This is a genomic window from Streptomyces sp. NPDC040405, assembly GCF_055595765.1.
On the sequence record NZ_JBVIVI010000002.1, the window covers coordinates 1,228,008 to 1,240,768 of the forward strand.

At 72.7% G+C, this 12,761-nt stretch carries 6 protein-coding genes; 1 reads left to right on the forward strand and 5 read right to left on the reverse strand.

Annotation, left to right across the window (positions count from 1 at the left end):
* The first annotated feature begins 104 nt into the window (after positions 1–104).
* Positions 105–2,957: an AfsR/SARP family transcriptional regulator gene (locus ACZ59A_RS12840; RefSeq protein ID WP_470957233.1), complete on the forward strand. Its 2,853-nt coding sequence runs from the start codon at positions 105–107 to the stop codon at positions 2,955–2,957.
* On the opposite strand, the gene ACZ59A_RS12845 is transcribed toward ACZ59A_RS12840, so the two are convergent.
* From ACZ59A_RS12845 to ACZ59A_RS12865, 5 genes are all read right to left on the reverse strand, one after another.
* The gene (locus ACZ59A_RS12845) at positions 2,954–4,384 is read right to left on the reverse strand and encodes a glycoside hydrolase family 16 protein (protein WP_470957236.1); all 1,431 of its coding nucleotides are present in this window, start codon (positions 4,382–4,384) and stop codon (positions 2,954–2,956) included. The two genes, ACZ59A_RS12840 and ACZ59A_RS12845, sit on opposite strands and share 4 nt — an antisense overlap.
* Positions 4,385–4,484: 100 nt before the next feature.
* Positions 4,485–6,677, reverse strand: coding sequence for a 1,4-alpha-glucan branching enzyme (gene glgB / locus ACZ59A_RS12850; protein ID WP_470957912.1), 2,193 nt, complete (start codon positions 6,675–6,677; stop codon positions 4,485–4,487).
* A 337-nt stretch (positions 6,678–7,014) separates the two neighbouring features.
* Positions 7,015–8,496 carry a maltokinase N-terminal cap-like domain-containing protein gene (locus ACZ59A_RS12855; RefSeq protein WP_470957239.1) on the reverse strand — a complete coding sequence of 494 codons (1,482 nt, stop codon included), beginning with the start codon at positions 8,494–8,496 and terminating at the stop codon, positions 7,015–7,017.
* Positions 8,497–8,913: 417 nt separating this feature from the next.
* Positions 8,914–10,653 carry a maltose alpha-D-glucosyltransferase gene (gene treS / locus ACZ59A_RS12860; RefSeq protein ID WP_470957242.1) on the reverse strand — a complete coding sequence of 580 codons (1,740 nt, stop codon included), beginning with the start codon at positions 10,651–10,653 and terminating at the stop codon, positions 8,914–8,916.
* Entirely contained in the window at positions 10,650–12,644 is a 1,995-nt protein-coding gene (locus ACZ59A_RS12865; protein ID WP_470957244.1) for an alpha-1,4-glucan--maltose-1-phosphate maltosyltransferase, read from the reverse strand. The genes treS and ACZ59A_RS12865 overlap by 4 nt, the downstream gene beginning before the upstream one ends.
* Positions 12,645–12,761 lie beyond the last annotated feature (117 nt).

A 12,761-nucleotide genomic window follows, 5' to 3' on the forward strand; every position in this document is an offset into this window, starting at 1 on the left:
TCGCTGACCTGGCCCGGTGGGTAGGCTGCGGGATTGACGAAGTGAATCTCTGGTACCGACGGGGGCAGCGCGTGGACGGGACCGGATTACGCCTCTTGGGGCCCGTGGGGATATGGCGGGACGACCAGCTGCTGGGCCCGACCGCCGCTCAGCAGCGTTCCGTCCTGGCGATGCTGGTCATGGAGCCGGGCCGGGTGGTCTCCGTCGACCGGCTGGTGATGGCCGTATGGGGCGAGGACCCGCCGGGCTCCGCGCGCAACGCCGTACAGGTCCAGATATCCAAGCTGCGCCGCATCCTCGCCGCACTGCCCGAAACCGAACTCACCACCTCCGCCAAGGGATACTGCCTCACCGCCCCGCGCACCGCGGTCGACCTGCACCGCTTCCGGGACCTGGTGCGCGAGGCGCGCACGGAGAACGACGACCGGGCCGCGGAACTGCTGCGCGCCGCACTGCAGTTGTGGCGCGGGCCCGCGCTCGCCGATGTGGCGGGCGGCTGGCTGTCCGACACCGTGGGGGCCGGTCTGGAGGAGGAGCGGCGGGCCGTGGTGGAGGAGTGCGCCGCGCTCGACGTACGGGCCGGGCGCCACCACGAGGCCGTCGCGCAGCTGTCCGCCCTGGTCGCCGAACACCCGCTGCGCGAGCGCTCGGTGGCCCTGCTGATGGAGGCGCTGCGCCGGTCCGGGCGGCGGGCCGACGCCCTCGCACTGTTCCGCGCCACCCGGCGGCGGTACGCGGAGGAGCTGGGCATCGAACCCGGCGAGGAGCTGCAACGGCTGCACCGCGAGGCGCTCGACACCCGGCCCGGCGCCCCTGCCGCGCATGAGGCGTCCGAGGCGCACGAGGTGTCCGAGGCGGCCGACGCGCCCGGGGACACCGGCGACACCGCCGCCACCCCGGTCGCCGCCACCTCCGGCGGCATCGCCGTGCCGCAGCAACTGCCGCCCGACGTCGCCCACTTCACCGGCCGCGAGCGCGAGGTCGCCGGGCTGGACGCGCTGCTGCGCACCGGCCGTGCGCCCACCGCCGCCGTGATCGGGGTGATCGCGGGCAGCGGCGGCCTCGGCAAGACCACCCTCGCGGTGCACTGGGCGCACCGGGTCCGCGACCGCTTCCCCGACGGGCAGCTGTACGTCAACCTGCGCGGCTTCGGCCCCACCGGCTCGGCGATGACCGTGGCCGAGGCGGTCCGCGGCTTCCTCGACGCCTTCCAGGTGCCCGCGCACCGCATCCCGGCCACCGTGGAGGCGCAGACCGCCCTCTACCGCAGCCTGCTGGCCGACCGCCGGGTGCTGATCCTGCTCGACAACGCCCGCGACGCCGAGCAGGTACGCCCGCTGCTGCCCGGCTCGCCCGGCTGTCTGGTGGTGCTGACCAGCCGTAACGAACTCACCGGGCTGGTCGTCGCGGAGCAGGCCCGGCCGCTGCCGCTGGATCTGCTCGGCCGGGCCGAGGCGCGCGATCTGCTCGTCGGCCGCATCGGCGCCGACCGCGCCGCCGCCGAGCCGCAGGCCGTCGAGGACGTCGTCACGGTGTGCGCGGGGCTGCCCCTCGCGCTCGCCATCGTGGCCGCCCGCGCCGCCACCCACCCCCGCTTCAGCATCGCGGCGCTCGCCGACGAGCTGCACGACGCCCGCGGCAGCCTCGACGCGTTCGAGGGCGGGGATGCCACCACCGACGTCCGGGCCGTGTTCTCGTGGTCGTACCACACCCTCGGCGACGACACCGCCCGGCTGTTCCGGCTGCTGGGCGTCCACCCCGGCCCGTACATCGCCGCGCCCGCCGCGGCCTCCCTCGCCGGGGTGGGCGTGGCCCAGGCCCGCAGGCTGCTGGGCAGGCTCACCCGGGCCCATCTGATCGCCGAGCGCAGCCCGGGCCGGTACGCCTTCCACGATCTGCTACGCGCGTACGCCATGGAGTTGACCCAGGAGTACGACTCGGCGGACGACCGCCGGGCCGCGCTGCACCGGGTGCTCGACCACTATCTGCACTCCGCCTTCGCCGCCGGGCGCGCCTTCACCCCGCACCGGGAGCCGATCGCCCCCGCCCCGGCGCGGTCCGGCGTGGCCGTCGAGACGTTCGGCGCACACGCGCAGGCGCTCGCCTGGTTCACCCAGGAGCACCCGGTGCTGATCGCGGCCCTCCAGCGGGCCGCGGACGCCGGGTTCGAGACCCATGCCTGGCAACTGGCCTGGTCGCTGATGGAGTTCCTGGACCAGCTCGGCCACTGGCACGACCAGCGCACCATCCATCGCATCGCCCTGGGCGCCGCCCACCGCATCGCCGATCCGGCCGGTCAGGCCCACGCCTGCCACGGGCTGGGCCTCGCCGATCTGCGGATGGGGTGGTACGACCGGGCCCGCGGCCATCTGCTGCGCTCGCTCAGCCTGCACACCGAGACCGGCAACCACATCGGCCAGGCCCGTCTGCACGTCGCGCTCAACATGACGGCCGAGCGCCAGGGCCGCGACGAGGAGCTGCTGTACCACGCCCGGCGCTCGCTGGAGCTGTACCAGGTGGCCGGTCACCGCAAGGGCGAGGCGTACGCCCTCAACAACCTGGGCTGGGCGTACGCCGTGCTGGGCGACTTCCAGGAAACCCTGGTGCACTGCGCCAAGGCGCTCGCCCTCCTGAAGGAGACGGGCGACGGGCGCGGGGAGTCGGCCGCCTGGGACAGCCTCGGCTACGCCCACCACCGCCTCGGCGACCACGAGCAGGCCATCACCTGCTACCGGCACGCCGTCGCGCTGCGCCGCGGCCTGGACGAGCGGGTGCGGGAGGCCGAGTCGCTGCACCGGCTGGGCGACGCCCAGCGGACCGCCGGGGACGTGGCCGGGGCGCGGAGCAGCTGGTGCGCGGCGCTGAGCCGCTTCGACGCCCTCGGCCACCCGGACGCGGACCGGGTACGGGACGAACTCGCCCGGCTGGGCGGCCCCGGGCCCGGCCCCGGTGACTAGTCGAAGGGGATGCGGACGGTGGACTGGTTGCCGGTGCCGAGGGTGCTGGCGCCCTTGCCGATGGCGTTCCACACCTCGACCCGGACCTTGCCGCCTGTCATGTTGCCCAGTGAGCCGGTGGCGGATTTGAGGCCGCGGGCCTGGGTGTAGTGCTCGTAGCCGGGGGCGGGATCGGTGGCGAAGTACTGGTAGGTCTCGGTGCGGTCCCAGCTGCCGTCGCCGGTGAGGTCGTAGGAGATCCGCGCCTGCTGCCCGTTGGCCACCGTCGTGCCCGCGTCCACGAACAGGTCGAAGGCCGTCGAGCCGCCGTTGTACGTCCGGGTGATGCCGGACGAGGTGAAGGTCTGCGGCTGGTACGGCGTCCCGTCGTGGTTGGTGCCGCCCGCCGAGGCCAGGGTCGTGGCGCTCGCGGAAGTGGAGGCCGCGCCGAGGGCGCCGCCCGTGCCCGGGTAGAGGGTGGCGGAGCCGCCGGGGTCGGTTCCGCCGCCTCCGCCGCGGGTCCACACCCCGACGTAGTCGACGACCATGGGGTGGCCGGGGTCGGTGGCCGCGACGGGTGTGGCCGCGCCGTGGACGCCGTTCGGGAAGGCGCCGCCCATCGCCACGTTGAGGAGCAGGAAGTAGCCCGCGTGGTCGGTCATGTTCGACCAGGTGGCGGCGTCGACCTGGCTCTGGCTGACGCTGTGGAACTGCTGGCCGTCCACGTACCAGCGGAGCTGGTTCGGGGTGGTCGAGCGGTCCCATTCGAAGCGGTAGGTGTGGAACGCCGACTGGCAGCTCGACCCCGGGCAGGCGCGGTTGGCGCCGAGGCCGGTGCTCTCGTTGCAGGCGCCGCCGGGGTTCACACCGCAGTGGAGCACGCCCCATACGGAGTTGAGCCCGTTGACGTTCTCCATGATGTCGAACTCGCCGATGCCGGGCCAGTTCTGGTAGTTGCCCCGGTACGGGCTGCCGAGCGCCCAGAAGGCGGGCCAGTAGCCGAGGGCGGCGTCGCCGGTGACGTTCGGCATCTGGATCCGGCCCTCCATGCGCAGCACACCGCCCGCCGGGGCCTTGAAGTCGGCGCGCTTGGTCTCGATGCGGGCCGAGGTCCAGTTGCCCGCGCCGTCGCGGAGCGGGGTGATGCGGAGGTTGCCGGAGCCGTCCAGGCCGAGGTTGCCGGTGGAGTCCGTATAGCGCTGGATCTCGCCGGTGCCCCAGTTGCCGGGGCCGCCGGGGTAGCTGTAGCCGGTGTCGATCTGCCAGTTGGCGGCGGAGGGGAGGGTGCCCGCCGCGCCGGTGAAGTCATCGCTCCACTGAAGGGTCCAGCCGGTGGGTGTGGGCGGCACGTCGGCCTGCGAGGACGTGGCGCCGAGGAGGGCGACGGCGGTGGCGGCGAGTGCCGCTAAGCAGGTTCTCAGGGCGGATCTGTGTCTGCGGGGACGCATGGACGTACCTCCTGAAGGGGGGGTGAGAGCGCTCTCACCCCCTCTTTAGGCGTGTCCACGTCAGTCGTCAACCTCTTGCGTCAACCTTGTGAACGCGGGCTCAGGCCGGGCGCAGCCAGATCGTGGCCAGCGGCGGGAGGGTCGGCAGGACGCTGGCCGGGCGGCCGTGCGCGGCCGTCGGCTCGGCCTTCAGCGGCTCCGGGTTGAGGACGCCGCTTCCGCCGTACCGCTCGTCGTCGGTGTTCAGCACCTCCCGCCACAGCGGCACCGGGTCCGGTACGCCCACCCGGTACGCCTGCCGCACCACCGGCGAGAAGTTGCTGACCGCCAGCAGCGGGGAGCCGTCCGCGTCGAAGCGGAGGAAGGCGAACACGTTGTCCTCGTGTCCGTCCCCCTCCACCCACGCGAACCCCTCCGGCACCGTGTCCCGCTGCCACAGCGGCGGCGTCGCCGCGTACACCCGGTTGAGGTCGCGGACCAGATCGCGCACCCCCCGGTGGTCGGCTTCGGCGGAGTACGAGGGGTCCAGCAGCCACCAGTCGGGGCCGTGGCGCTCCGACCACTCCGCGCCCTGCGCGAACTCCTGCCCCATGAAGAGGAGTTGCTTGCCCGGATGCGCCCACATGAAGCCGAGATACGCCCGGTGGTCGGCGCGCTGCTGCCACCAGTCGCCCGGCATCTTGCTCACCAGCGCCCGCTTGCCGTGCACCACCTCGTCGTGCGAGATGGGGAGGACGTAGTTCTCGCTGTACGCGTACACCATCGAGAACGTCATCTCATGGTGGTGGTACTTCCGGTGCACCGGCTCGTGCGCCACGTAGCCCAGCGAGTCGTGCATCCACCCCATGTTCCACTTCAGCCCGAAGCCGAGCCCGCCGAAGCCGCTCGCGCCCACGTGGTGGGTGGCCCGGGTGACGCCGTCCCAGGCGGTGGACTCCTCGGCGATGGTCACGACGCCCGGGCAGCGGCGGTAGACCGTGGCGTTCATCTCCTGGAGGAACGCCACCGCGTCCAGATTCTCCCGGCCGCCGTGCGCGTTGGGCGTCCACTGGCCGGGTTCGCGGGAGTAGTCGAGGTAGAGCATGGAGGCGACCGCGTCGACGCGCAGACCGTCAATGTGGAACTCCTCGCACCAGTAGACCGCGTTCGCCACCAGGAAGTTGCGCACCTCCGTGCGCCCGTAGTCGAACTCCAGCGTTCCCCAGTCCGGGTGCGCGGCGCGCAGCGGGTCGGCCGGTTCGTACAGCGGCCGGCCGTCGAACTCCGCCAGCGCCCATTCGTCCCGGGGGAAGTGCGCGGGCACCCAGTCCACCAGCACCCCGATCCCCGCCCGGTGCAGCGCGTCGACCAGGTACTTGAAGTCGTCGGGCGGGCCGAGGCGGGCCGTGGGCGCGTAGAGGCCGGTCACCTGGTAGCCCCAGGAGCCGCCGAAGGGGTGCTCGGCCACCGGCATCAGCTCGACATGGGTGAACCCGAGATCCTTGACGTACGCGGGCAGCTGCTCGGCGAGCTGCCGGTAGGTCAGCCCGGGCCGCCACGACGGCAGGTGCACCTCGTACACCGAGAACGGCAGCTCGTGCACGCGCCCGCCGTTCCGCCGCGCCATCCAGTCGCCGTCGCCCCAGCGGTGGTGCGAGGCGTGCACGACCGAGGCCGTCGCGGGCGGGCACTCGCTGCGCCGCGCCATCGGGTCCGCGCGCAGCGTGCGGCTGCCGTCGGGCCGGGTGATCTCGAACTTGTACAGCGCGCCCTCGCCGACCCCCGGCACGAACAGCTCCCATACGCCGCTGGAGCCGAGCGAACGCAGCGGGAATCCGGTGCCGTCCCAGTAGCAGAAGTCCCCGGTGACCCGCACGCCGCGCGCGTTCGGAGCCCAGACGGTGAACCGCGTCCCGGCCACCCCGTGGTGCGTCATCGGCTGCGCGCCGAGCGCCCGCCACAGCTCCTCGTGGCGGCCCTCGCCGATGAGGTGGAGATCGAGCTCGCCGAGCGCGGGCAGGAACCGGTACGGGTCGTGGACCAGCGTCTCGGCGTCGTCGTACGCCACGAGCAGCTGATAGTCGGGGACGGACGTCAGCGGCAGTACGCCCGAGAACAGCCCGTCCCCCTCGGCCCGCAGCCGCCCCCGCACACCGTCGGCGGTGACGGTGACGGCCCGGGCGTACGGGCGCAGCGCCCGGAACAGCACCCCGCCGCGGACCGGGTGTACGCCGAGGAGCGCGTGCGGATCGTGATGCGCCCCGGTGAGCAGCCGCTGCCGCTCACCCTCGCCGAGCGGACTCGCGGCCCGCACCCCGTCGTGGTCGTCGTACGGCTCGGGCTCGGGTGGCCGCCGTACGGCAGGCGCGTCCTCCGGGACCTCCGGCGCGCGTGGCGCCCGCGGCTCGGGCGGCGCCCCGTACGACGGCCGCGAGGTGGGGCCGGGCAGTGGCACGTCCTCGATCCGAGGCGGCTGCGCACGGCCCCGGCCGGGGAGAAACGTGGGCGGGACCGCCGGGGCTGCCGGGACCGCCGGGGTCGTCCCGGCGCCGGTCGGGTCGGGGCCCGGGCCCTCGTCGGACGGGTGCTGGCCGGACGGCGGTCGTGCGGTCACGGGGTGGTCCTCCCGGGGGTGTCGGTGGAGTGGTGGATCAGCGGACGGCGGCGGCCAGCCGTCGGATCGCGGTCATCGGGACCGGCAGCCAGTCGGGGCGGTGGCGGGCCTCGTAGAGGACCTCGTACACCGCCTTGTCCGTCTCATGGGCGCGCAGCAGCTCCGGCTCGTCGCGCGGATCCGAACCGGAGCCTTCCGCGTACCCCGCGCAGTAGGCGGCGCGCATGCGTCCGGCCCAGTCCTGCGGGGTGTCGTGGCCCCCCACGGCCGCCGCGTAGTCGAAGGAGCGGAGCATTCCCGCGATGTCGCGGACCGGCGGCTGCGGGCGGCGGCGTTCGGCCAGCGGACGGGACGGCTCGCCCTCGAAGTCGATCAGCGACCACTGCCGTTCCGCCGTCAGCAGGGCCTGCCCCAGGTGCAGATCGCCGTGGATGCGCTGGGCCGCCCAGGTGCGCCCGGCGCGGCCGAGGGCGGCGACGTCCTCGTACGCGGCGTGCAGCGCGGCCCGGTACGGCTGGAGCGCGGGCACCGCGGCGGCGGCCGAGTCGAGGCGTTCGCTCATGGCCGCCGCGAGGTGTTCGATCTGCGGGCGGCGCAGAACGGAGACGGGGAGCGTGCGCGCCATCGCGAGGTGCACCTCGGCGGTGGCGTGGCCGAGGGCGTGCGCGGCGTCGGTGAAGTCGGCGCGCACGGCGAGGGCGTCGAGGGCGAGCTGCCAGCCGTCCGTGGACCCGGCGAGGTAGGGCTGGAGGACGCCGAGGGTGAACGGTTCCGGGCGCGGCCCGGGACCCTCCGGCGGCGGAGCGGCCTCGCACCAGGCGGCGGGGGCGGGCACGCGGGTGCAGCCGGTGCGGGCGAGGGCGAGGGGGAGTTCGAGGTCGGGGTTGGTGCCGGGGCTGACCCGCCGGAAGAGCTTGAGGATGAACGTATCTCCGTACACCACCGAGGAGTTGGACTGCTCGGCGGTCATCAGCCGGGGCGGCAGGATGGACGGGATGGCGCTGGAGGGTTCGCGTACGAAGCGCAGGGGCCCCAGGCGGCCGGGGACGCGGAGCCGCTCCAGGAGGAGCGAGGCGAGCCGGGGGTCGGCCAGCGCCTCGTACACGGTGCGGCTGTCCAGCGGCCCGCCGCTGGGGCGCCCGATGAGCGCGGGGGCGAGCGAGGGCGGCAGGGTCGAGCGGACCCCGAGCAGGATCTGATAGCAGTCGCTGGCGGCCGCGCCGCGGCGGTGGCCGCAGCCGAAGCCGTGCCGGTGGCCGGGCGGCTCCGGCTGCTGGGCGCGGATGAGCAGATGGAGCAGCCCGGGGGTCGTGCCGCCCGGCGGGCAGGGCAGTATCTCGGTCGCCGAGACGAGGGCGAAGCCGGTGACGGGGCGGCCCTTGCCCGCGAACCAGCGCTGCCGGGGCAGCCACTCGGCGAGTAACGGCGCGAGCGAACCGAGCAGCCCGGCCGGGCCGTCGGCTGGCGGTACGACGGTCGGCGGGTGGTGTGCCCCCCGGGAAAACGAGGCTTCCGGCATGGCGTCGCGTCCTTTCCCCGGGCACACGACAGATCAGGGCAAAGTGTCCCGGATTGCGGCATTGACTGTGCGACGGTGCGGGACGTGTCGGGCGAGGATCGTCCGTACGGCGAGTACGGAGTACGCGATCGGCTCCGCCGGTGGCGGTACGTAGTCAGAGTGCCCATGAACCCCGGACGAAAACGCCCGGGGTGAGCGGAGAGGGTGCTTTTCCCCCACCCCGCCCCTTCCCGAAACCGAGGCTGCGCCCCGGCCCCCGCCCCGAGGCGTCGCCCCGGATCCCTGCTTGGGCTGCACCAGAGACCCGCCCCCGCCCCGGGGCTGCGCCCCCGGCCTCGTTCCGGGGGTCCGGCCCCGGGCCCGCGGGTGGCGCGTGCGGGCGCGCCGGGGGGCCGGGGGCGGAGCACCGGGATCGGGTTAGAGCGGGGGGCGGTGGGGGGTGGGGTCGGGGCGGCGTAGGCGGAACCAGTAGAAGCCGTGGCCCGCCAGGGTGAGCAGGTAGGGGAGTTCGCCGATGGCGGGGAAGCGGACGCCGCCGATCAGCTCCACCGGGTGGCGGCCCGCGAAGGACTGGAGGTCCAGCTCCGTCGGCTGGGCGAAGCGCGAGAAGTTGTGCACGCACAGCACCAGGTCGTCCTCCCCGTCCGGGGTCCGCGGGGCCTCGCGGAGGAAGGCGAGGACGGCGGGGTTGGAGGAGGGCAGCTCGGTGAAGGAGCCCAGCCCGAAGGCGGGATTCTGCTTGCGGATCTCGATCATCCGCCGGGTCCAGTGGAGCAGCGAGGACGGGCTGCTCATGGCGGCCTCGACGTTGGTGACCTGGTATCCGTAGACCGGGTCCATGATCGTGGGCAGGAAGAGCCGCCCGGGATCGCAGGAGGAGAAGCCCGCGTTGCGGTCGGGGGTCCACTGCATGGGGGTGCGCACCGCGTCGCGGTCGCCGAGCCAGATGTTGTCGCCCATGCCGATCTCGTCGCCGTAGTACAGGATCGGCGAGCCGGGCAGCGACAGCAGCAGCGCGGTGAACAGCTCGATCTGGTTGCGGTCGTTGTCCAGCAGCGGAGCCAGCCTGCGGCGGATGCCGATGTTGGCGCGCATCCGCGGATCCTTGGCGTACTCCGCGTACATGTAGTCGCGCTCTTCGTCGGTGACCATTTCCAGCGTCAGCTCGTCGTGGTTGCGCAGGAAGATGCCCCACTGGCAGCCGGACGGGATGGCCGGGGTCTTGGCGAGGATTTCCGAGACCGGGTAGCGGGACTCGCGCCGCACCGCCATGAAGATGCGCGGCATGACCGGGAAGTGGAACGCCATGTGGCATTCGTCGCCGCCCGCCTCGTAGTCGCCGAAGTAGTCGACGACGTCCTCCGGCCACTGGTTGGCCTCGGCCAGCAGCACGGTGTCGGGGTAGTGGGCGTCGATCTCGGCGCGGACGCGCTTGAGGAGCTCATGGGTGCGGGGGAGGTTCTCGCAGTTGGTGCCCTCCTCCGCGTACAGATACGGCACGGCGTCGAGCCGGAAGCCGTCGATGCCGAGGTCCAGCCAGAAGCGCAGGGCGGCCAGTACCTCTTCCTGGACGGCCGGGTTCTCGAAGTTGAGATCCGGCTGATGCGAGAAGAAGCGGTGCCAGTAGTACTGCTTGCGTACCGGATCAAAGGTCCAGTTGGACGTCTCGGTGTCGACGAAGATGATGCGGGCGTCCTGGTACTGCTTGTCGTCGTCGGCCCAGACGTAGTAGTCCCCGTACGGTCCGTCGGGATCGGTGCGGGACTCCTGGAACCACGGATGCTGATCGCTGGTGTGGTTCATGACAAAGTCGATGATGACGCGCATGCCGCGCTGATGCGCGGCGTCCACGAACTCGACGAAGTCGGCGAGATCCCCGAACTCCGGCAGCACGGCCGTGTAGTCCGAGACGTCGTAGCCGCCGTCGCGCAGCGGCGAGGCGAAGAACGGCGGCAGCCAGAGGCAGTCGACGCCGAGCCACTGGAGGTAGTCGAGCTTGGCGGTGATCCCCTTGAGGTCGCCGACGCCGTCACCGTTGCTGTCCTGGAAGGAGCGGACCAGGACCTCGTAGAAGACGGCACGTTTGAACCAGTCGGGGTCACGGTCCTTGGCCGGAGTGTCCTCGAAGGTGTCCGGTACGGGCTCGTTGACGATCATGTTGTGGGTGACCCTCCGATCGGTGAGGACGGTCGCAGAGAGAGCACGTGCGCGGGAGCCATTTCACGCCCCGGCTCCAGGCGCACATAGTTGTCCCTGCCCCAGTGATAGGTCTCGCCGGTGAGCTCGTCGCGCACCGGGGCGGACTCGTGCCAGTCGAGGCCGAGTTCCGGCATGTTCAACGAGACCGTCGCCTCCTGGGTGTGGTGGGGGTCCAGGTTGACGACGGTGAGCACGCACGAGTCGCCCGTGCGCTTGGAGTAGGCGATGACGGAGTCGTTGTCGGCGTGGTGGAATCGCAGGTTGCGCAGCCGGCGCAGGGCGGGGTGCCGCCGGCGCAGCCGGTTGAGCCGGGTGAGGAGCGGGGTGAGCGTCGTACCGTCGCGCTCCGCGGCCGCCCAGTCGCGCGGGCGCAGCTGGTACTTCTCGGAGTCCAGGTACTCCTCGCTGCCGGTGCGCAGCGGGGTGCCCTCGCACAGCTCGTAGCCCGCGTAGACACCCCAGGTGGGGGAGAGGGTGGCGGCCAGGACGGCCCGTACCGCGAAGGCCGGGCGGCCGCCGTCCTGCAGATAGGCGTGCAGGATGTCGGGGGTGTTGACGAAGAAGTTGGGCCGCGTCCGGGCGGCCGCCTCCCCGGACAGCTCGGTGAGGTAGTCGGTCAGCTCCTGCTTGCCGGTGCGCCAGGTGAAGTACGTATACGACTGCTGGAAGCCGATCATGCCGAGCGTGTCCATCATCGCGGGCCGGGTGAACGCCTCGGCGAGGAAGAGGACGTCGGGGTCGGTGCGGTTGATGTCCCCGATCACCTTCTCCCAGAACACCACGGGCTTGGTGTGCGGATTGTCGACCCGGAAGATCCGTACGCCGTGGGACATCCAGAACCGCAGCAGCCGCTCGGTCTCGCGGACGATGCCGGTGAAGTCGGCGTCGAAGGCGAGGGGGTAGATGTCCTGGTACTTCTTGGGCGGGTTCTCGGCGTACGCGATCGTCCCGTCGGCGCGCCGGTGGAACCATTCGGGGTGCTTCGCGACCCAGGGGTGGTCGGGCGAGCACTGGAGCGCGAAGTCGAGCGCCACCTCCATGCGCAGCTCGCGCGCCCGGCCCACGAAGTGGTCGAAGTCGTCCAGGGTGCCGAGGTCGGGGTGGATCGCGTCGTGGCCGCCGTCCGGGGAGCCGATCGCCCAGGGGGAGCCGACGTCGAAGGGGCCCGCGGAGAGCGCGTTGTTGGGGCCCTTGCGGAACGAGGTGCCGATGGGGTGGACGGGCGGCAGATAGACGACGTCGAACCCGGCGGCGGCGATGGCGGGCAGCCGCTCGGCGGCGGTGCGCAGCGTGCCGCTGACCGGCCGCCGCCCTTCGGTGACCTTGGCGCCCTCGGAGCGCGGGAACAGCTCGTACCAGGAGCCGAACAGCGCGCGCTCCCGCTCGACCTGGAGCGGCATCGGGCGCGAGGAGGTGACCAGTTCGCGCAGCGGATGGCGGCCGAGGGCGGCGGTGACGCCGGGGGCGAGGGCCGCGGCGAGCCGGTCGGCGACCGGGCGGCGCTCGTCGCGCAGCCCGTCGACGGCGGCCAGCACCGCTTCCCGGCCGTCGTTCTTGGGCACTCCGGCCGCGGCTCTCTCGTGCAGCCCGGCGCCTTCCGCCAGCACCAGGTCGGTGTCGATCCCGGCCGGGATCTTGATACGGGCGTGATGGCGCCAGGTGGCGACGGGGTCGCTCCACGCCTCGACCGTGTACGACCATCGGCCGGGCGTGGTGGGGGTGACCTCGGCGCCCCAGCGGTCGGTGCCGGGGGCGAGTTCGCGTAAGGGGGTCCACGGCCCCGACCGTCCGGCCGGGTCGCGGAGGACGACATTGGCGCTGACCGCGTCGTGGCCCTCCCGGAACACGGTGGCACTGACCTCGAAGGTCTCGTCCACCACCGCCTTGGCGGGACGGCGGCCGCAGTCGATCAGCGGACGGATATCCAGAATGGGAATGCGACCGATCATAGGATCACCTGACGGCGTTGCGGGCTGATGTGCGGAGGGCGCTCGATGGTCGGCGGCGGCTTCTGTCCTTTGTATAGGCTTTACCGCCGGGCGATGGGTTGCGGGCATGACAGCTCC

Excerpts from the sequence above, each read along its gene's own strand:
- ACZ59A_RS12845 (WP_470957236.1), bottom strand. The coding sequence starts at position 4,384 with ATGCGTCCCCGCAGACACAGATCCGCCCTGAGAACCTGCTTAGCGGCA.
- ACZ59A_RS12855 (WP_470957239.1), bottom strand. The coding sequence starts at position 8,496 with ATGCCGGAAGCCTCGTTTTCCCGGGGGGCACACCACCCGCCGACCGTC.
- treS (WP_470957242.1), bottom strand. The coding sequence starts at position 10,653 with ATGATCGTCAACGAGCCCGTACCGGACACCTTCGAGGACACTCCGGCC.
- ACZ59A_RS12865 (WP_470957244.1), bottom strand. The coding sequence starts at position 12,644 with ATGATCGGTCGCATTCCCATTCTGGATATCCGTCCGCTGATCGACTGC.